The organism is Deinococcus sp. AJ005, from assembly GCF_009017495.1.
Classification (GTDB): domain Bacteria; phylum Deinococcota; class Deinococci; order Deinococcales; family Deinococcaceae; genus Deinococcus.
In genome coordinates, this window is sequence record NZ_CP044990.1 from 660,346 (window position 1) to 678,422 (window position 18,077).

The window sequence follows — 18,077 nt, forward strand, 5'->3', positions numbered from 1 at the left end:
TGACGAGAGCGAGCAGGAGAAAAACGGGTTCCGGACGTGGAGTGGAAGAATCGGCGCTGTTCCGATTCCTGCACGGAACAAACGGAACCCGTACCAGTCTGCGCTCATGGGTAGCGTCCCAACCGCTCCACCAGCAGGGCAAAAAAGCCGTCTGCGTCCACTCCGGTCACCACCTCCACATTCTTCGGTTGCCCGGTCACGTTCCACATGTCGGCCACCGTGCGGCCCGCGCTGGGGCCAGCGGTCAGGTCCATCTCGACGTGCATGGGCCGGGAGGTAAACAGTTCCGGGCGCAGCAGCCACGCCACGGTCATCGGATCGTGCAGCGCGCCGCCGTCCCAGCCGTAGCGCTCGCGGTGGTGTTCGGCAAAGAATTCCAGCAGCACCGCCGCGAATTCGCCCACCCGCGTGCCCAGCGTCCGGAAGGCTGCCACGCGGGCCGGGTGCGCGATGGCCTGATGCGTGACGTTCAGGCCGAACATCGTCAGCGGCACGCCGGACGTGAACACGATCTGCGCTGCGTGGGGATCGGCCAGCGCATTGAATTCGGCGGCGGGGGTCCAGTTGCCGGTGTCGGTGCTGCCGCCCATCCAGACCACCCCCTTGACCAGGGGCACGATGTCCGGCGCGAGGCGAAAGGCCAGCGCCAGATTGGTCAGCGGCCCGGTGGGCACCAGCGTGACCTCGCCGGGGCGGGCGCGCACGGTGTCGATAATGAACTGAGCGGCGTGCCCGGCCTCCGCCCCGCGCGTCGGCGTGGGCAAATCGGGGCCGTCCATGCCGCTGTCTCCGTGTACCGACTCGGCGCTGATGCGCCCCCGGACCAGCGGGCGGTCTGCTCCGGCAAAAATGGGCACGTCCTTACCGCTCAGTTCGCGCACGATCAGGGCGTTGCGGGTGGTGTGGTCCAGGCCCACGTTGCCGAACACGGTGGTCAGGCCCAGCACCTGAAACTCTGGACTGATCAGCGCCAGCAGGAAGTTGATGGCGTCGTCGTGGCCGGGATCGCCGTCCAGGATGATGGGCTGGGCAGGGGTGGGCGTGACAGGCATGGGGGGCATTGTGTCATTTGCTGATTTACACAGGGTTAACCACCCCCGGCTGGGTTAACTCATCGTAAGCTGCGCGCCATCTGTCCCACCCCGAAGTGGCTAAAATACGGTCATGAAGGGCCTGAAAGAATTTGTCGACTGGCTCCGGGAAATCCTGGGGGGCGCGCCTCAACCCCAGCCAGTCCCCATCCCTGTTCGCGTGCGCGACCGCTGACAGCACCCTCTCCACCCACCAACCTCCACACCTGCCTGTTCCGGCGGGTGTTTTTTGTGCCATCGGTGCTGGCGCGCCGGGGCGGTCCAAAAGCTACACACACTCCGGTCATCCGGGCTTTGGCCGCGCTACCATGCTGAGCGTGCCGCAGCGCGCCGAACAGGCAATGGAAGAACATGGAATGGGGGAACTCCGGGCGCTGGTGACAGGTCGCCCGGTCCCGGAAGTGCAGGGCATCGAGCGGGCCTACGTCTTCTCACGGGACGCCCACGCCGGGGTCAACCGCAAGAGCGGCGAGCCGTACATCACGCATCCGGTGGCGGTGGCGGTCATTCTGGCGCGGCTGGGCATGGACAGTGACAGCATCATGGCCGGGCTGCTGCACGACACGGTGGAAGACGTGGACGGCGTGACTTTCGAGCAGATCGAGACCCTGTTCGGGCGCGACGTGGCCCGCATCGTGGAGGGCGAGACCAAGGTCAGCAAGCTGAGCAAGCAGGGATCGCAGTCGGCAACTGTTAGTGACGCCGGGCGAGATTTGCAAGCCGAGAACCTGCGCCAGATGCTGATCGCCATGACCGACGACATCCGTATCATCGTGGTCAAGTTGGCGGACCGGCTGCACAACATGCGCACGCTGGCCTCCATGCGGCCCGACAAGCAGCAGCGCATCGCCCGTGAAACGATGGATATCTTTGCCCCGCTGGCGCACCGCCTGGGCATCGGGCAGATCAAGTGGGAGCTGGAAGACCTGAGCTTCCGCTACCTGTACCCCGACGACTTCGCCTACCTGCAAAGCCGCCTGCAAAGCCGCCAGGACGAGCGCGACGCGCTGATCGGCGAGGCGGTCACGCAACTGGACGAGGCGCTGGCCGACGATCTGGAACTGCCCGAATGGGTGGCCGACATCGACATCTCCGGGCGCAGCAAGCACCTGTGGAGCGTTCACTGCAAGATGCAGCGCGAGGGCAAGGGCCTGGAGCAGATTTTCGATCTGCTGGCGATCCGCGTGATCGTGACCCCGCGTGACCTGATCGTGCCCGAGGGCACCGACGACAAGCGCCGTGAGAAGGCCGAGGCCACCCGCGAAAAGCGCATCTGCTACCACACGGTGTCCATCGTGCACAGCATGTGGACCCCGCTGCCGGGCCGCTTCAAGGACTACATCGCCGTGCCCAAGCCCAACGGCTACCAGTCGCTGCACACCACCGTGATCAGCCAGAGCGGCCAGCCCATAGAGGTGCAGATCCGTTCGCGCCGCATGCACGAGGTGGCCGAGTTCGGCGTGGCGGCCCACTGGATGTACAAGCAGGGATCGCAACTGGCGCAGAAGGACCGCGAGAACTGGATCTCCCAGCTCCGCGAATTGCAGGACGAGATCAACGACGCCAGCGATTACATGGACGCGGTCAAGTCCGACATCCTGGGCCAGCGGGTGCGGGTGTTCACGCCGCGCGGGCTGGCGGTCAGCCTGCCGTCGGGCAGCACGACCATCGATTTCGCGTACCACATCCACAGCCGCATCGGCGAGACCACCGTGGGCGCGCGGGTCAACGGCAGCATCGTGCCGCTGGCGCACCGCCTGGGCAACGGCGACATGGTGGAGATCGTGACCAGCAAGAACGGCCACCCCAGCAAGGACTGGCTCAATTTTGCCGTGACCCGCAGCGCCCGCGCCAAGATCAGGCACCATTTCCGGCAACTGGAACGCGACGATGCCCGGCAACGCGGCCACGACATGCTGGAGCGCCATCTGCGCAAACGCCAGCTCCCGGTGCGTCAACTGATGCGGACCAAACTGCTCGAGGACGCCGCCCAGAAGCTGCTCAGCACCCGCAACCCGGATGACTTGTATTTCGCCATCAGCGCGGGCAAGCTGACGCCCTCGGCGGTGGGCCGGGTCCTGTCGCCCAGTCTGGCCAGCGAGCAGGGCACAGCTCCCACCAAACGCGGTCCCAAGCCCCGCGCGCCCGAGACCGGCGGCGTGTACGTGGAGGGCTTTACCACCGCCACCAAGCTCAGCAACTGCTGTTCCCCGATCCGGGGCGATCAGATCATGGGTTACCTGACGCGCGGACGCGGCGTCAGCATCCACCGCATCGACTGCCCCAACATGATCCGGCTGCTGAAAGTCGAACCCGAACGCTGCGTGGCCGCGAGCTGGGATGTGGGCATGCCGGGCCTGACCCTGGTGGACCTGGACGTGGTGGCCCCGGACCGTCACGGCCTGCTGGCCGACGTGCTGGGCGCGCTGAGCGCCGAGAAACGCAGCCCGCTGAAGGTGGAGGCCAACGTGGACCTGGACAACGTGGCGCACATTCTGCTGCGGCTGGGCGTGCGCGGCAACACGGACCTGGAGCAGGTGCGCGCCGCGATTGCCAGGGTGGCGGGCGTGAGCGACATCGTGCGGCTGGGCCGCAACGCCGCGCGCGGGCGCAAGAGCAGCGGGGCCAGCGCGTGAGCGGCGCGCGGGTGCTGGATATTCCCCTGGCGGCGGCGTCCGCCTCGCCACTGTTCCGCAGCGTGACGTGGGGTGTGCCTGCGCTCATCCTCGCCGTGGCGCTGATTCCCGATAGGGAAAACACACCGTTTTTGCGGGTTCTGATGACCACACTGGCGCTGTGTCTCTTTGCCCTGTTCCAGCTCGCCCGGCGCCGTCTGGCCTACACCCTGACCCCCGACGCCGTGGTGATTCAACGCGTGCTGAATCAGACCCGGTTGCCCTATGCCGGTCTGAGCGCCCGCCGGACCTCTGGCGTGCTGGGCTTCCGCACTTTCGGGACCGGGATGCCGGGGTATCTGACGGGGCACTTCACGCTGTCGGACGATGGGCAGGGGGTCAGTCGCGTGCTGGCCGCCGCTTCCGCCAGCCAGGGTGGCGTGCTGCTGCATTCCGCCGACGCCGACTACTTCCTGACCCCTGTCGATCCAGCCGCCTTTCTGGCCGAGCTGGCACGGCGCGGGGTAGGGTTGGCCGCATGACCCTCACGCTTCTGCCGGACCTGGGCGATCTGCTGAGGCTGCACCCGCAGTACAACGCCGGGACCGTGGTGGAAATCATCCGGCATCTGGGCGCATCGGAAGTGCTGTGGGCCAGCGATACGGACCCCGATCACCCGTTGCGCGACGCGTTGCCCGCTGCCCGACTACGGATTCAGGACGGCTTCACGGCGGACTGGGCGTGGGCCGACGCCGAACACGGCCAGCTCCAGGGCTTCCTGAGCCAGTACCCGCAGGGCCGCGAACGCCTGCGTGGGGCGGCGGGGGCCGAGCGTGAGTTCGCCGCGCTGGTGACGGTGCCGATGCTTCCGGCGCAGGTGGTGGGCGCGGAGGTGCTGGACGCTGCCCGCGCCTACCACGCGGCCACCCGCGCCGCGCTGGACGAGGGGCCGGGAACGCACTGGCGCGAGAAACGCCTGACGGAACTGGCGGCGAAACTGGCCGGGCAGACGGGCGTCGTGATCGTTCCGCTGGATGATGTGCCGGGGCTGCTGGACCTGCTGCCGGATTCACGCGTGCCAGACCTGACGGGCTTTGCCCCCGGCGAAACGAGCCGCCTGCGTGCCCTGGCAGACCGCGCGTGGCAACTGCGCGAGGACGACGATCTGAACGCGCTGCTGGCCGCGCTGGACCGCGAAACCGGGGACCGCGTCACGCCGGGAGCCGAACTGTCCGCTGCCGCCGCTGGAATCTATCTGGCGGTGGGCGATCTGGTGGCCGCCCGCGAGTTGCTGGAGCGCGCCGCCCACGCCCTGACCGACGATCTGCCCCGCAGCCTGACCGGCCTGACGCTGGCCCGACTTGGGCAGGTGCGCGACGCCCAGGGAGACCGTGAACTGGCCACGCGCACCTACCGCGCCGTGCTGGCCCTGAACCACGCTCCTGCCATCGCCATCGCCACAGCGGAGGCAGGGTTAAAAGAGCCGTTCAACCTGAATCTGGAAGGGTAATACAAACTCCGATTGAATCGTTTGCAAAACGCTTCAATCCAAGCGGATGCGAGAAAGAGAAGGACGGGTTCCGGGCGTGGAGTTAACAAACTAGAGCTTTTCCGATTTGTTAACGAAACAGCCGGAATCCCTACAGGGCGCAGGCCCGCCACACCTCAAAAATCGCGCCCCACCCTCACCCGACTGGGCAAGTGGTGGTGCGCGGTGAGGCGATTATGCGGCGGGCTGTTCGGTTGCGGTTTCCTCGGTCTCGGCGGCGCGGCGGCCCCGGCCTGGACGTTCAGCGGGGGCTGAGGCTTCCGGCTGAGGGGCCTGGGCAGGTGCAGGAGGATGCACAGGGGCTGCCGCCGGAGCCGCGCCGATGCGGGCCAGCGTGTCGCCGAAGGCTTTCAGCGCGTCGCCGCCCTCCAGTTCGGCCACCGCGCGGGCGTTCAGCGCGCCCAGCTCCTCGCGGGTCACGGCGTATTCGGGGGCGTCATGGCCCTTCAGCGCCTGCAAGACGCGGTAGGCGGTGGCGGCCTCGATCCTGGCCCCCTTGCCGGTGGTCACCCCGGCGTCGCTGAGCATCTCCGCGCCGATCAGGGTGATGGTCTCGCCGCTGATCAGGGTCACGCGGTCACCGCGCTCCTCCATGTGGGCCGCCAGTTGCAGCAGCCCGCGCAGGTCCAGCATCTGGTGGAAGAGGTCGAGGTGGGCCAGCATCGCCCCTGCTTTCTTGAGGGTATCCATAGGCCCATTATTATGTTTTAAGCGTAAATGTCAAGTGGTATTTATAAGGCGCTGGGTGAAAAGGCATCGGAATTCCCTGCCAGACAATAAAAAGGGGAGAGGCGGACATGCCTCCCCCTTCAAGGTTCGCGGATTAGCGCTGGGCCTGGCTGCGTCCGATCAGCGTGACCTTGACCATCAGCGGCTTGTTGCCCCGGAGGACCGTCAGGGTAATGGTGTCGCCGGGCCGGTACGTCCGCACGGCATACTGAAATTCATCGAAATTGATGATGCGCTTGCCGTTCACCTCGGTCACGATGTCGCCGGAAACGCGCTGGTCCTTGTCGTTGAGTTTCAGCGGCTGAAGGCCCGCCTTCTCTGCGGGGCTGCCCGGATTGACGCCAGTGAAGAACGCGCCCGGCGTGTCCCCCAGTTTAAGCAGCGCGCTGGCGCGCTTGAAGTCCGTGGCGTCGATGGTCAGCAGCGCGGTGTACGGCCCGTTCAGGCTGATGCCGATGATCGGCGCGTCCAGCTTTTTCCCGGCGCGAAGCTCGGCCAGCCTGGCATCGCTGGCCGTGACTGGCACCGCGAACGAGGCCGGTCCCTTCTCGCGGCTGACGCTGATGTAACTGACGATCCCGGTCAATTCGCCCCTGACGTTCAGGATCGGGCCGCCGCTGTCGCCGGGGATCAGCGGGGCGCTCATCTGGAGGGTGCCGGGCGGGAAGGTGGCGCCGCCGGGTCCAGCGTCGGCCTCCAGACCAGTCAGACGACCTGTTTTGGGTTGCAGGAAGGTGCCGCCGCCGTTGCCCACCGCCAGCACCGCGTCGCCCACGCCGGGGCGGGCGCTGGACAGCGGCACGAACGGCGTGGCCCCGGGCACCGAGACCCGCAGCAGTGCCAGATCGTCCTGATCGTCGTAGCCCACTACCTCTACTGCGTAACGCTTCTTGTCCACCGTCTGCGCGCTCAGCTTGCTGGCCCCTTCCACCACATGGTAGGCGGTCAGGGCCAGCCCATCCGCCGAGATCAGCACGGCAGAACCGATCCCGTCGGGTTCGTCGCAGGCTCCCGGCACCGTGTTGTCGCACTGCTCGATCCGCAGCGTGGCAGGCCGGACCTTGGAGAACAACGTCTTGAGGGTCTGTTTCTCGGCGTCCGTCAGCGGTTTGGGGGCGTTGATGGCGCTGGTCTGGGCAGGCTTCTGGGTCTGGAGGTTCTGGGTCTGGGCGAACTTCTGGGCGGTCAGGGGCAGGTCCTGCGCCTGACCGCCAGAGAGGGCCAGCCCACCCAGCAGCAGGCCCGACAGCAGCAGGCGGCGAAGGTTGGAGTCCCGGCCCCGGACATCCCGGCGCGGGAGACGGTCAGTCTCGGCGGTCATGGTTCATTGTGCGTGCGCCAGGGCGGTGGGTCTGTGTTGGGACTTTCCATCTGGTCTCATCTGCCCCCCAGAACGTCTGATCGCTTGCCATCAGCATGATTTAAAAGGCGGCGGGCAGGTGCTTTCTGACCCTGCCGCCCAGTCTCAGCCCTGCCCGCGCCCTTCCGCCTCGGCTGGCGCTGGGTCCGGGGCGAACAGGGCAGGGGAGGGGGACAGTCCCAGGCGTCGCTCGATCAGCGCGCCCAGCCGGGCCAGGATGCCGGGGCCGCTCCAGCCGGTCACGCAGGCGGCGGCCAGCAGCAGGGCTGGGGCCGGATCGGGGCGCAGCGTCACGGTCATCAGGGCCACCACCGTCAGCGCGGCGATTCCGGCGGCCACGGCCAGTGCCGCCACGGTGCGGGCACGCGGCGTCTGATCCTGCCCCAGCAGCCGCGCCAGTTGCGTGATGCCCCCGGCCACGAAGGCCGCCCCCAGCAGCGGGGCCAGGGTCAACAGGGAGGGGGGAATGGGAGAGCTGTCGGACATGATGACCTCCGGTGGCACGGCTGGTGGTGCTGCGGCTGAAGACGAACACGGACGCCTGATTCTGCTGGAGGCGTATCCAGGTCCGGAGTGTAATATGTCTGCGGACATATATCAAGTGGGATGGATTCCAGTTGCAGGTCCACGGGTCATTAGACTCGGTGCATGACTGGCGAACCGTCTTTGCGTGAGCTGCCTTCACTTGATCTGCCCCCACTTGAACTGGCTGCCTGGCTGGGTGCGCGGCGTGCGGCGCTGAATTTGCAGCAGGGGCAGGTCAGCGCCCGCACGCTGGACCACGGCGGGCAGGCCGGGCGCGTGACCCAGCCGTACCTGAGCCGTCTGGAACGCGGCACCCGTCCGCTGGAAGCGCTCACCCCCGCGCGTCAGGACGCCCTGCGCCGCGCGCTGGAGATCCCGGCGGGCGAGTGGGTGGCCCGCACCGGGCTGCCGCTGCTCCAGGCGGCCCCGGGCGACGACGCTCTGGAGGTGCTGGAACTGGTACGTGTGCCGGTGCGCGCCCTCGCCAGCGCCGGGCTGCCCGTGACTGAAGACCACGCCAGTGTCATTGACCATGAACTGGTGCCCGTGCGTGATCACCGCCCCGGCATGCTGGTGCTGGAGGTGGGCGGCGAGTCCATGACCACCGCTGCCGGGGGCGGCATTCGCCCGGGTGACCGCATCTACGTCGATCCTGGCGATCTGGACCTGCGCGAGGGACTGGTCTACGTGCTGCACATCTCGGGGCTGGGGCTGACCGTCAAGCGGCTCAGACGGTATGGGGGCGCGCTGTGGCTGACCAGTGACAACCCCGATCACCCGCCCGTGAAGCCGGAGGAGGTCACGGTGGTGGGCCGGGTGTACTTTCACCAGCCGCGCGGCGTGCGGTTGTAGGGGGCGTGCGGTTGCAGGGACTGGGCGCTAGAGTTTTACCCGTGTCCGAGTCGCCCCTGACCACCGTTTTCGTCTATGGCACCCTGATGCCCGGCGAGCGCAACGCCCACATCGCCACTCAGGGTGGCAGCTTCCGCACCCGCCCCGCCAGTCTGAAGGGTTACCGCCTGCTGCACCTGTGGCCGGAGGCGTATCCCGCTGTGGTTCCGGGGGATGGGGGAGACGTCGTGCGCGGATTCGCCCTGACCTATGCCCCTGCCGACTGGCCGCTGGCCCTGCCCTTTCTGGACGAGCTGGAGGGCATTGATGAGACGCCCCCCCTCTACACCCGCCAGCAGGTAGTGCTGACGCTGGATGGTGGACAAGAGGTGCCTGCCTGGGTCTACCTCTACGCCGTGGCCGAGCGCCTGAACCGCCCTGGCGTCCTCCCCGTGCCGGGCGGTGACTGGACCGCTATCCCGGACCGCACCCGCAGCAGCGAGAGTGACCGCTGAAGATCGAGATCAGGAAAGCCCCCTTCAAAACAGGAACCTGAAAACAGCGCCCATCACCCCTACCGAAACGGCAACCGAAGGCCGTCGGGCGCGAAGCGGACGGGCCGCATTCGGCATGACAGAGCAGGGCATTACACCCGGATATCGCCGCCCTCCCCCGCCGCCAATACCCATAAACTCGTGCCCCGTGCAACGCTGGCTCCCCCTGCCCCCTGGGGGAGGGGGCTGCCCTGGGGGAGGGGGCTGGGGGGTGGGGCTGCCCGAAAGCCACTGCAACTCGAAATCGCCCCGCAACCAGCCCATGCGGAGAAGCGGGCCACTGATGAAAACACGCTTCACCTCAAAGCCCAGGCCACAGAAAACCGCCGCCCCATCTTCCGGGCGGCGGCTTTCGTAAATGCGGAACTTTAGCGGACGATGCGCTGGCCACGGCGAATCTTGAGCTGATCCGTCAGGGCGATGTACTCGTCATAGTTGGTGCGCTCCAGGTACTTCAGCAGGCGGCGGCGCTGGCCGTTCATGAGCTGGAGGCCGCGCTGGCCGTGCTTGTCCTTCTTGTTCTCGGCCAGGTGCGCGCCCAGGTTGTTGATGCGGGCGCTCAGCAGGGCCACCTGAACGGCGGTGCTGCCGGTGTCTTTGTCGCTCTTGGCGTGGGCCTGGATGGTGGCTTTCTTGTCGATCATGGGTGTTGCCTCTCTTTTCTTTGTTGAAGTCTCGCGCGCAGCAGCCCCAGCAAAATCCGGCTTCACTCTTCAGAAGTCGGGCTGGACCGCTCGCGGCGGCAAAGCGGACGATACCATAACCGGACGGTCTCTGGGTTGACATCGGCACAGGCCACCCCTAAGATTGCGTTGCCTCGTTTCATCTGCGCTCGGGTGGCGGAATTGGTAGACGCGCACGCTTGAGGTGCGTGTAGCTTAGCTGTGTGGGTTCAAGTCCCATCCCGAGCACCAACATTTTCAAAGGTCAGCGCCGGATTCTCCTTGAGGGTCCGGCGCTGGCCTTTGTACTGTGAGGTGGTTTTGCCGTCCAGCAGCAGGCACAGGTGATGCTCTGTCAGGGCGTGGCCTTCGTCGTCCTGCACAGCGTCGGGCTGCGTGCCCCAGACTTGAAAGCCGTAGCGTTCGTACAGGCAGCGCGCGGCGGTCTGGGTTTCAGTCACGGAGAGATGGATGGAGGTCACGCCGTCCCAGCCCCGCGCGTGTGCCAGTCCCGCCCGCATCAGCGCGTCCGCGCAGCCCTGACCGCGTGCTGCTGGCGAAACGGACACGCCGAAGATGTTGGCCCGGTGTTTCAGCCGGGGCCGTTCCTCGCGTCCCAGACTCAGTAGACCCACCAGTTCGTTGCCCACGAACGCGCCGAAAGTCACGAACGTCGGCTGTGGCGTGAGTTGCGCGGTGATGGATTCCAAAGTTCGGCTCTCGAACTCGGCAGCCGTGGTGATAAAGGCGTTCGGGTCACTGCGGAGGGCGGCCAGCCTCACCTCGCGGTAGACGGCGGCGTCCGCCCCGGTCAGCAGGCGGATATGCGGCTCAGACACCAACGCCCGCCCCCAGGCTCACGACGTCGGTGGGGGTGGACCGCTCCCCAGCCGCCGTCCGGTCCCGCCAGTTCAGCACATGGCCATCGGCGCGCACATTGCGGATCAGGGCCAGATCGAGGTCATGGATCAGCCAGCCACTTTCATTCCAGCCGCGCTCGGCCACGATGCCGTCCTCGGGCAGGCCGTCGTCGGCGGGGGCATAGATGGCGGCGCGGCCCACGGCGTCCTCCAGGGCGTAGGACCACGGGGCGTCGGCGATCAGCGGGGCATGGACGGCGTAGCACTGGCCCTCCAGGGCGCGGGCCATGCTCCCCACCCGCACGCGGGTAAATCCGGCGCGGCTGCCCGTGAAGGACGGCACCAGGAGCAGTTCTGCGCCGCCCTCGGCCATCTGCCTGGCGGGGGCGGGGAATTCGCTGTCGTAGCAGGTGGCGACGCCGAAGCGCAGGGCCTCGCCGCCCCGCAGTTCCAGCGCGAAGACACGCACTCCCTCGCCGGGGGAAATCTGCCATTCCTCGGCCTCGAAACGGGTCATCAGCAGTTTGTCCTGCCACGCATGGCTGCCGTCCGGCGCGAAGACGTGGGCGCGGTTGACGAAGCCGCCAGCGTGTTCAGTTGGAAAGCTGCCTGCCACGATGCACACGCCGTACTGCCGCGCCAGCCGGGCGTGCAGGGCCAGGAAACCGGGCAGAAACGCCTGAAGCGCGGGCCGCATGCCCAGCACGTCATGGTGCAGTTCTGGTGGGAGCAATGCCACCAGTTCCAGCGCGGCGTATTCGGGAAAGACCAGCAGCTCTGCGCCCGCGTCCGCCGCCCCCGCCACCCAGCCGCCGATTTTTGCCTCGTAAGCCGCCCAGTCCGGCAGAAAGTCCACCCCGTAAGCCGCCGCCGCCACCCGCACCACTGTCATGGGCAGAGTTTAACCGCAGGCCGTCTCCGGGTCCGCGACGCACCTTCAATGCACGCTGTCCCACTCCTCGACAAAGTCTTCGAGCAGGTACTCCAGCTCTTCAGCCGCTGCGTCAGCGCTCTGGCCCGCTTCAATGGAGCCGAAATAGGAGTCGCGCCAGAGGGTCACGTCGGTGTACGGGCCGTCCTTGTCCAGCCAGCCTTCCAGCGCAGCGCTAAAGACCGTGCCCGACTTGGTGGTGGAGAAGGTGAAGTACAGGTTGAGCTGGGTTTTGCCGCCCACGCCATTTTCCGTTCTGCAATTGTCGGCCACGCTGATACCCGCGTCGTCCAGCACGCTGACCATATTGCCCAGCAGCTCGTCCAGGACCTCGGTATTCTCCTCGTCCTGATCCTCGAAGTCTCCAGTGATGCAGACCGTCTTGAAGGGTTTCAGGTTCGCGGCCTGATGGTTGGCCAGCGCCCCCCCGGAGACGGCGAGATACAGCGCGGCAGCGACGAGCAGTGGTCTTTTCATACCAGCCTCCACAAGGATCAGGACGTGTTCTGGTTCTCATCTTAGGCTTAAACTGGTCTGCCGCTATCCCCCGCTGGGGGCGGGCGCTACCTTGAAGCCGAGAATGGATGCCCCCACCACGCCCAGCCCCGGCCTGCCTGATCCCGTGCTGCCCGGCACCCACCGCGAACACGTCTGGTCGGCCCTGATGCGGGCGCGGGCCTGCGCCTACCCGCTGCCGCCGCACGGCCACCACCCCAACTTCACGCGGGCGCGGCAGGCGGGCCGACACCTGCTGGCCCATCCGCAGGTGTCGGGGCTGCACACGTTGATTGTCGGTCCGGACCGCGTGCTGGCCCCGCTGCGAAAGCTGGCGCTGGAGGCGGGTATCACCCTGTACGTGCCCCATCAGAAGAAGCCAGCCCAGCGGGGTCAGGTCTGGTACTGGCGGCTGAGTGACCCGGCGGGCGCACGCCTGAGCGCCATGCCGAAGGTGGGCGAGCCGGTGCTGTACGTGCCGGGTAAATCCGGGCTGGAAGACGCGCAGGCCGCCGTTCTGGGCAGCGTCGCCGTGGGGAGCGACGGCGCGCGGCTGGGCAAGGGCTTCGGCTGGGGGGCGCGTGGCCTGGGCCTGGGCCTCCCCGAACTGACCCTGGCCCACCCGCTGATGCTGAGTGGGGCGCTGCCCTGTGCCGCCGACTCGCGCGTGGCCCTGATCGGTACGCTGGACGGGGTGCTGGAGCCTTCAACCCTTTAGGTTTTCAGACCTCCTGACGGGAACCTCTCTGTCCCTGGCCCCGTACACTGCACCATGACCAAGTCGAGCAACAACAAGACCCTCGTTCCGGCGCTCATTACGGTGGCCGGGGTGGGGCTGGCCGCCGGGGCCGCGTATCTGGCCCGCCAGCGCAAGGGAGAAGTCAAGGAATTCGTGGTGTCGCGCGTGCTGGAAGCTCCCGCCGGACGCAGCAGTTACACCGATCTGGGCCAGGGTCTGGAGCGCGGCGGCATCGCGCTGGCCGGACGCGCCGCGCGGGCCGCCGACACCCCGGCGAACCGCGAGGTGCTGTCTCACATCATCGGCATTGAGTGCTGGGGCCAGAACCGCCTGCGGATGGCGCTGGGGCAGCGTTTACACGAGTCCGACAGTTACCACGCCTACCGCCCCGCGCAGGACGTGACGCTGGGCGAACTGCGAAATCTGCTGTCCCAGACCCGCTCCGGCACCGTCGATCTGGCGCGGCAACTCCACGCGAATCCGCCGGAAGACGGCGCAACCGTGAACCACAACGGCCTGGGACCCCTGACCGCCAAGGCGTGGCTGCGCTACCTGACCCAGCACGCGGACCTGGAAAGCCGCAGACTGCGCGGCGAGAAGGACACGGCCCGCCCGCAGGACGAGGTCATGCCGGAAGCCGCGCCGTCCTGAAACGGGAACAGCCGGGCAAAACACCGTTCTGACCGCATGGGCAAGACAGCGGGCCAGAGGCGGAAAATAGCCTCCGGGACGCCGGTCTACCTGCTTTGTCCTGGGTGGTGTTTTTCAATCCGCCGATTCTTCCGCCGGATGGAGCGTCTGTTGAAGGTTGAATCTGGTTGCCCGGCCACGCAGAAAACTGTAAGACTCCGCCCTCTAATCTGAGACTCAGATGATGGTGTCCAAGTGAGTGTTCTCAATTCCATACTGACGGCCATCGTGAAAGACCGGGCCAGCGACATTCATCTGCGTGCAGGCAGTGCCCCGGCGGGACGGGTCAACGGCCTGATCAAACGCTATGGCGAGGGCCGCCTGACCCCCGAACACGTCGCCGATTTTGCCCGCGAGATGATGCCGGGGACCATGTGGGAGCAGTTCGAGGCCCGCCGCGAGGCCGATTTCGCTTACGGGATCGCTGGGTTGGCCCGTTTCCGGGTCAATGCCTATTACCAGCGCGGCACGGTGGGCCTGATCATGCGCGTGATCGAGGACAAGGCCATTCCCACCTTCGAGCAACTGGGGCTGCCGCAGGGCACCTTCACCGAACTGACGCAGCACGAGCGCGGTCTGGTACTGGTGACCGGTCCCACCGGGTCGGGCAAGACCACCACGCTGGCCAGCATGATCGATTACATCAATACCCACCAACCGGTCAACATCGTGACCCTGGAAGACCCCATCGAGGTGCTGCACCGGGACCGCGCGGCCATGATCAGCCAGCGCGAACTGGGGATGGACACCCTGAGCTTCTCGGCAGGGCTGCGCGCCAGCATGCGCCAGGACCCCGACGTGATCCTGATCGGCGAGATGCGCGACAAAGAAACGGTGGAGGCAGCCCTGAGCGCCGCGCAGACCGGGCATCTGGTTTTCAGCACGCTGCACACCCAGGATGCCGTTCGCACGGTCAACCGCATCATCGATTTCTTTGCCCCGCATGAGCGCCTTCAGGTGCGTCACAGCCTCTCGGAGAGCATCGTGGGCATCGTCAGCCAGCGCCTGTTGCCGCGCCAGGGCGGGGGCCGGGTGCTGGGCATGGAAATTTTGCTGGGCACGCCCACCGTCCGCGAGTGCATTAAAGACCCTGAACGCACCGAGGAAATCAAGCAGGCCCTGCTGGAAGGCGGCGCACGCGGCATGCAGACCTTCGATCAGCATCTCGCCGTTCTGGTGCAGGACAACCACATGACCGTCGAGGACGCGATGGCCTCAGCCACCAGCCCGCATGAGCTGAAGATTCTGCTGATGCAGCATCAGTACGCGTAGGGAGGCTGACGGGAATCGTCAAACCGTTTGAACAGGGAATTCAGATGGGTTTGACACCCCTCCCCTAAACTGCTCCCATGATCATCAAGTACGGCGGCAACGCCATGAAAAACCCCCAACTGCGCCGGGCGGTGGCCGCCGAGATCGCGGCCCTGCGCGCCCAATCCCTGCCGGTGGTGGTTCACGGCGGCGGTCCCTTTATCGAGCGGGAGCTGAGTGCGCGCGGCCTGAGCAGCACCTTCAAAGGTGGGCTGCGCGTCACGCCCCCCGAACTGATGGACGTGGTGGAAATGGCGCTGTGTGCGCTGAACAAGCGTCTGAGTCAGGAGGTGGGGCAGGCGGTGGGGCTGATGGGCCGCGACAGCGAATTGCTGCGGGCCGAGGTTCTCGATCCCGAGTTGGGCCGGGTGGGGCGCGTGATGGGGGTGAATGCCGATCTCCTGCGAACCCTGCTGGGCGCTGGAATCACCCCGGTGCTGGGCTGCGTCGCTGTAGGTCCAGACGGCGAGGCCCTGAACATCAACGCCGATACGGCAGCCGGGGCGGTGGCCGGGGCACTGGGCCAGGGCGTCGTTTTTTTGACCGATGTGGATGGCGTTTACCGCGCCTATCCCGATCCTGCCAGTCTGGCCCCGCACCTGACCCGTGCCGAAGTCGAGGCAGGCGTGGCGGCAGGCTGGATCGCCGGGGGCATGATTCCCAAGGTCCGTGCCGCGCTGGACGCCCTGGAACGCGGCGCACCGTTCGCCACCATTGCCAGCGGGATGACGGCGGGGGTGCTGGCCGCCGCAGTGCGGGGTGAGGCGGGCACGCGCATCACCCCCTGACACTGATTGCGGTTGAAGTCCTCAGTTCAACTCGACTGAAAGGAGAAGCAAAAAATACGGGTTGCGTGGTCTGGAAGAACATACGGCGCTTTCCTGGATGTTCTGGAATTTAACGTAATCCGTATGAGCTGTCCCGATGGGGCAGGCTCTAACGGACCACGCTGAAAATCAGGGTGTCGCGTAGCCTGCCCGGTTCGTTCGCCGCCACCGCGTTGTTTCTGAGGGTGGCGTCCAGGGTGTATTCCAGCTTGCGGGGAATGCGGGCGCTGCGTTCGTTGGCGCTGTCGCAGCGGATCTCGATTCGGCGCAGGCCCAGCGTCTTCAGGCCGAAGGTGGTGAGTGCCCCGGCCACCTCCTGCGCGTAACCCAGGCCAGTGTGGGCGCTTGAAATCCAGTAGCCGATCTCGCCCTTCGGCACGCGCCAGTCCAGGGCGTGAAAACCGCTGCTGCCGATCAACTCCGTGCCCGCCGCGTTCCAGACCAGCAGGCGAAGTTCCTCGCGGGTGGCGTAGCGCTCGGCGGCCCCGCGCAGATTCTCGGCAGTCTCAGCCAGATCAGCCGGGTCCTGCGCCCAGACCATCCATTTCTGGAGTTCGGGCAGTGAGACCTGAACTGCCGCATGGAGCGCCGCCGCGTCCTCTGGCCGGGGATCGCGCAGCAACAGCCGGGGCGTGCGGAGTTCGCTGGGGATGTGTGGGCTGGAGGTCTGTGGCGCGGTCATGGAATGAACTCCTCCACGATGGCCAGCCGCTCCCGCAGGGTCGCTTCATCTGCGGCCACGAGGTTGACATGCCCCAGCTTGCGCCCCGCCCGCCACGCCTTGTGGTACAGATGCCGCCGCGTGCCGGGCAGCGCATCGATGCCCGCCCAGTCTGGCCCCAGACTCTGCCCATCTGGACCCTCCACCCCGATGATATTGACCATCGCGCAGGGGTGCAGGGGTCGCCAGTCGGCCAGCGGCAGCCCCAGCACGGCGCGCACCTGCGCTTCAAACTGGCTGACGCCGCCGCCGTCCTGGGTCAGGTGGCCGCTGTTGTGGACGCGTGGGGCCACCTCGTTGACCAGCAGTTCGCCGCTGGGGAGCTGAAAGAATTCCAGCGTCATCAGCCCTTCCAGCGCCCACGCCTGCGCCACCCGCCCGGCGATCTCGCGGGCCTGGGCCTCATGCGCGTCACCCTCCAGAAACAGGCTGGTCCGCAGAATGCCGTCTCTGTGGACATTCTGGGTCAGTGGTCCGAAGGCCAGCGCACCGTCCGGGCCGCGCGCCACCGCCAGACTGACCTCGCGCCCGAATTGCACCAGTCCTTCAAGCACGCAGGGAACGCGCCCCAGTTCGTCCCACGCTGACTGCAATCCCGCCGTATCCGATACGCGTGCCTGCCCCTTGCCGTCGTAGCCCAGCTCGGAGGTCTTGAGGATGCCCTGCCCGCCGACCCGCTCCAGTGCGCCGTCCAGATCGGTTCCGGTCTCGATGACCACGAACGGTGCAGTCCGCGCCCCCGCCTCCTGGAGCGCCTCTTTTTCACGGGCGCGGTGCTTGCTGCGCTCCAGCAGCCCCCGGCCCGGACGCACGGGCACGCGGCCTTCCAGCGCGGTCAACGCCTCCACCGGGACGTTCTCAAATTCCAGCGTCACGGCGTCGCACCCGGCCAGCGCGTCCAGCCCTGCCGCGTCGGTGTACGGCGCGTGCAGGTGGGTGGCGCACAGGCGTGCTGGGGCGTGCGTGTCCGGCTCCAGCACGGTTATGCGCACGCCCAGCGGCAGGGCGGCCAGCGCCAGCATCTGCGCCAGTTGCCCGCCGCCGAGGATGCCCAGATGTGGAGAGTCGGCGCTCATTCCGCGCCTGCTTCGGGGTGGCCTTCAAAAAAAGGATCGTCCAGCACGGCCTGCGTCTGCTGCGCCCGGAAGGTATCTAGTCGATTCCGAACTTCTTCATCGGTGGTGGCGAGGATGGCGGCGGCGAACAGCGCGGCATTTTTTGCCCCTGCCGTCCCGATGGCGAAGGTGGCGACGGACACACCGCCGGGCATCTGCACGATGCTCAGTAGGCTGTCGTTGCCGCTCAGGGCGCGCGATTGGACCGGAACGCCCAGCACTGGCACGCGCGTAAAGGCCGCCAGCATTCCTGGCAGGTGTGCCGCCCCGCCCGCTCCGGCGATGATGCAGCTCAGGTTCAATCTCTCCGCCCGCGCCGCATAACTGGACAGCAGGTCCGGCGTGCGGTGGGCCGACAGCACCCGGACCTCGTAGGGAATCTGGAACTGGACCAGAACCTCCAGCGCTGCCTCCATCGTGGGAAAATCGCTGCGGCTGCCCATCACCACGCCCACGCGCGGCGTCATTTCAG

At 66.9% G+C, this 18,077-nt stretch carries 20 protein-coding genes and 1 tRNA gene; 10 read left to right on the forward strand and 11 right to left on the reverse strand.

Annotated elements, in window-relative coordinates; all coding sequences use genetic code 11:
• Nucleotides 1-104: 104 nt before the first annotated feature.
• Nucleotides 105-1,052 carry a nucleoside hydrolase gene (locus DAAJ005_RS05110; RefSeq protein ID WP_226342582.1) on the reverse strand — a complete coding sequence of 316 codons (948 nt, stop codon included), beginning with the start codon at nt 1,050-1,052 and terminating at the stop codon, nt 105-107.
• Between the two features lie 395 nt (nt 1,053-1,447).
• On the opposite strand from DAAJ005_RS05110, the gene DAAJ005_RS05115 reads away from it, so the two are divergent.
• From DAAJ005_RS05115 to DAAJ005_RS05125, 3 genes are read left to right on the forward strand one after another with little or no spacing between them, the layout of a single operon-like run.
• Nucleotides 1,448-3,727: a bifunctional (p)ppGpp synthetase/guanosine-3',5'-bis(diphosphate) 3'-pyrophosphohydrolase gene (locus DAAJ005_RS05115; protein WP_151848400.1), complete on the forward strand. Its 2,280-nt coding sequence runs from the start codon at nt 1,448-1,450 to the stop codon at nt 3,725-3,727.
• Nucleotides 3,724-4,248, forward strand: a complete 525-nt coding sequence (locus tag DAAJ005_RS05120) for a PH domain-containing protein (protein WP_151846175.1) — start codon at nt 3,724-3,726, stop codon at nt 4,246-4,248. Before DAAJ005_RS05115 ends, DAAJ005_RS05120 begins: the two co-directional genes overlap by 4 nt.
• Entirely contained in the window at nt 4,245-5,216 is a 972-nt protein-coding gene (locus tag DAAJ005_RS05125) for a hypothetical protein (RefSeq protein ID WP_151846176.1), read from the forward strand. Before DAAJ005_RS05120 ends, DAAJ005_RS05125 begins: the two co-directional genes overlap by 4 nt.
• A 213-nt stretch (nt 5,217-5,429) precedes the next feature.
• Here DAAJ005_RS05125 and DAAJ005_RS05130 read toward each other — a convergent pair whose 3' ends face one another.
• The 3 genes from DAAJ005_RS05130 to DAAJ005_RS05140 all read right to left on the reverse strand — a co-directional run bounded on the left by DAAJ005_RS05130 (nt 5,430) and on the right by DAAJ005_RS05140 (nt 7,830).
• Nucleotides 5,430-5,945: a multidrug DMT transporter gene (locus DAAJ005_RS05130; protein WP_151846177.1), complete on the reverse strand. Its 516-nt coding sequence runs from the start codon at nt 5,943-5,945 to the stop codon at nt 5,430-5,432.
• Between the two features lie 133 nt (nt 5,946-6,078).
• Nucleotides 6,079-7,305 carry a S1C family serine protease gene (locus DAAJ005_RS05135; RefSeq protein WP_151846178.1) on the reverse strand — a complete coding sequence of 409 codons (1,227 nt, stop codon included), beginning with the start codon at nt 7,303-7,305 and terminating at the stop codon, nt 6,079-6,081.
• Between the two features lie 144 nt (nt 7,306-7,449).
• Entirely contained in the window at nt 7,450-7,830 is a 381-nt protein-coding gene (locus DAAJ005_RS05140) for a hypothetical protein (RefSeq protein ID WP_151846179.1), read from the reverse strand.
• Nucleotides 7,831-7,992: 162 nt separating this feature from the next.
• On the opposite strand from DAAJ005_RS05140, the gene DAAJ005_RS05145 reads away from it, so the two are divergent.
• Nucleotides 7,993-8,721 carry a S24 family peptidase gene (locus DAAJ005_RS05145; RefSeq protein ID WP_151846180.1) on the forward strand — a complete coding sequence of 243 codons (729 nt, stop codon included), beginning with the start codon at nt 7,993-7,995 and terminating at the stop codon, nt 8,719-8,721.
• Nucleotides 8,722-8,762: 41 nt separating this feature from the next.
• A complete protein-coding gene (locus tag DAAJ005_RS05150; RefSeq protein WP_226342583.1) occupies nt 8,763-9,215 on the forward strand; it encodes a gamma-glutamylcyclotransferase family protein in 453 nt (150 codons plus the stop codon).
• Nucleotides 9,216-9,622: 407 nt separating this feature from the next.
• Here DAAJ005_RS05150 and rpsO read toward each other — a convergent pair whose 3' ends face one another.
• The gene (rpsO, locus tag DAAJ005_RS05155) at nt 9,623-9,898 is read right to left on the reverse strand and encodes a 30S ribosomal protein S15 (protein ID WP_075837046.1); all 276 of its coding nucleotides are present in this window, start codon (nt 9,896-9,898) and stop codon (nt 9,623-9,625) included.
• Between the two features lie 186 nt (nt 9,899-10,084).
• On the opposite strand from rpsO, the gene DAAJ005_RS05160 reads away from it, so the two are divergent.
• A tRNA-Leu gene (locus tag DAAJ005_RS05160) sits at nt 10,085-10,168 on the forward strand.
• On the opposite strand, the gene DAAJ005_RS05165 is transcribed toward DAAJ005_RS05160, so the two are convergent.
• Genes DAAJ005_RS05165 through DAAJ005_RS05175 form a run of 3 tightly spaced genes read right to left on the reverse strand, consistent with a single transcriptional unit; the run spans nt 10,147 to nt 12,184 of the window.
• The gene (locus tag DAAJ005_RS05165; RefSeq protein ID WP_151846181.1) at nt 10,147-10,755 is read right to left on the reverse strand and encodes a GNAT family N-acetyltransferase; all 609 of its coding nucleotides are present in this window, start codon (nt 10,753-10,755) and stop codon (nt 10,147-10,149) included. The genes DAAJ005_RS05160 and DAAJ005_RS05165 overlap by 22 nt on opposite strands.
• Nucleotides 10,748-11,668, reverse strand: coding sequence for a carbon-nitrogen hydrolase family protein (locus tag DAAJ005_RS05170; RefSeq protein ID WP_151846182.1), 921 nt, complete (start codon nt 11,666-11,668; stop codon nt 10,748-10,750). The genes DAAJ005_RS05165 and DAAJ005_RS05170 overlap by 8 nt, the downstream gene beginning before the upstream one ends.
• 45 nt (nt 11,669-11,713) lie before the next feature.
• On the reverse strand, nt 11,714-12,184 hold the full coding sequence (locus DAAJ005_RS05175) for a hypothetical protein (protein ID WP_151846183.1): 471 nt from the start codon (nt 12,182-12,184) through the stop codon (nt 11,714-11,716).
• A 103-nt stretch (nt 12,185-12,287) separates the two neighbouring features.
• Here DAAJ005_RS05175 and DAAJ005_RS05180 point away from each other — a divergent pair, with 103 nt between their 5' ends.
• From DAAJ005_RS05180 to argB, 4 genes are all read left to right on the forward strand, one after another.
• Nucleotides 12,288-12,920 (forward strand): 5-formyltetrahydrofolate cyclo-ligase, encoded by a 633-nt coding sequence (locus tag DAAJ005_RS05180; RefSeq protein ID WP_151846184.1) that lies wholly within the window; start codon nt 12,288-12,290, stop codon nt 12,918-12,920.
• A 54-nt stretch (nt 12,921-12,974) separates the two neighbouring features.
• Nucleotides 12,975-13,592: a DinB family protein gene (locus DAAJ005_RS05185; protein ID WP_151846185.1), complete on the forward strand. Its 618-nt coding sequence runs from the start codon at nt 12,975-12,977 to the stop codon at nt 13,590-13,592.
• A gap of 234 nt (nt 13,593-13,826) precedes the next feature.
• A complete protein-coding gene (locus tag DAAJ005_RS05190) occupies nt 13,827-14,903 on the forward strand; it encodes a PilT/PilU family type 4a pilus ATPase (protein ID WP_151846186.1) in 1,077 nt (358 codons plus the stop codon).
• Nucleotides 14,904-14,980: 77 nt separating this feature from the next.
• Nucleotides 14,981-15,730 (forward strand): acetylglutamate kinase, encoded by a 750-nt coding sequence (gene argB / locus DAAJ005_RS05195; RefSeq protein WP_151846187.1) that lies wholly within the window; start codon nt 14,981-14,983, stop codon nt 15,728-15,730.
• Nucleotides 15,731-15,878: 148 nt separating this feature from the next.
• On the opposite strand, the gene DAAJ005_RS05200 is transcribed toward argB, so the two are convergent.
• The 3 genes from DAAJ005_RS05200 to purE are packed head-to-tail and all read right to left on the reverse strand — an operon-like array spanning nt 15,879 to nt 18,048.
• Complete coding sequence (locus DAAJ005_RS05200) at nt 15,879-16,451, reverse strand: GNAT family N-acetyltransferase (protein WP_151846188.1); 573 nt, start codon at nt 16,449-16,451, stop codon at nt 15,879-15,881.
• Complete coding sequence (gene purK / locus DAAJ005_RS05205) at nt 16,448-17,566, reverse strand: 5-(carboxyamino)imidazole ribonucleotide synthase (RefSeq protein ID WP_151846189.1); 1,119 nt, start codon at nt 17,564-17,566, stop codon at nt 16,448-16,450. Before purK ends, DAAJ005_RS05200 begins: the two co-directional genes overlap by 4 nt.
• Complete coding sequence (gene purE / locus DAAJ005_RS05210) at nt 17,563-18,048, reverse strand: 5-(carboxyamino)imidazole ribonucleotide mutase (protein ID WP_192930928.1); 486 nt, start codon at nt 18,046-18,048, stop codon at nt 17,563-17,565. The genes purK and purE overlap by 4 nt, the downstream gene beginning before the upstream one ends.
• Nucleotides 18,049-18,077 lie beyond the last annotated feature (29 nt).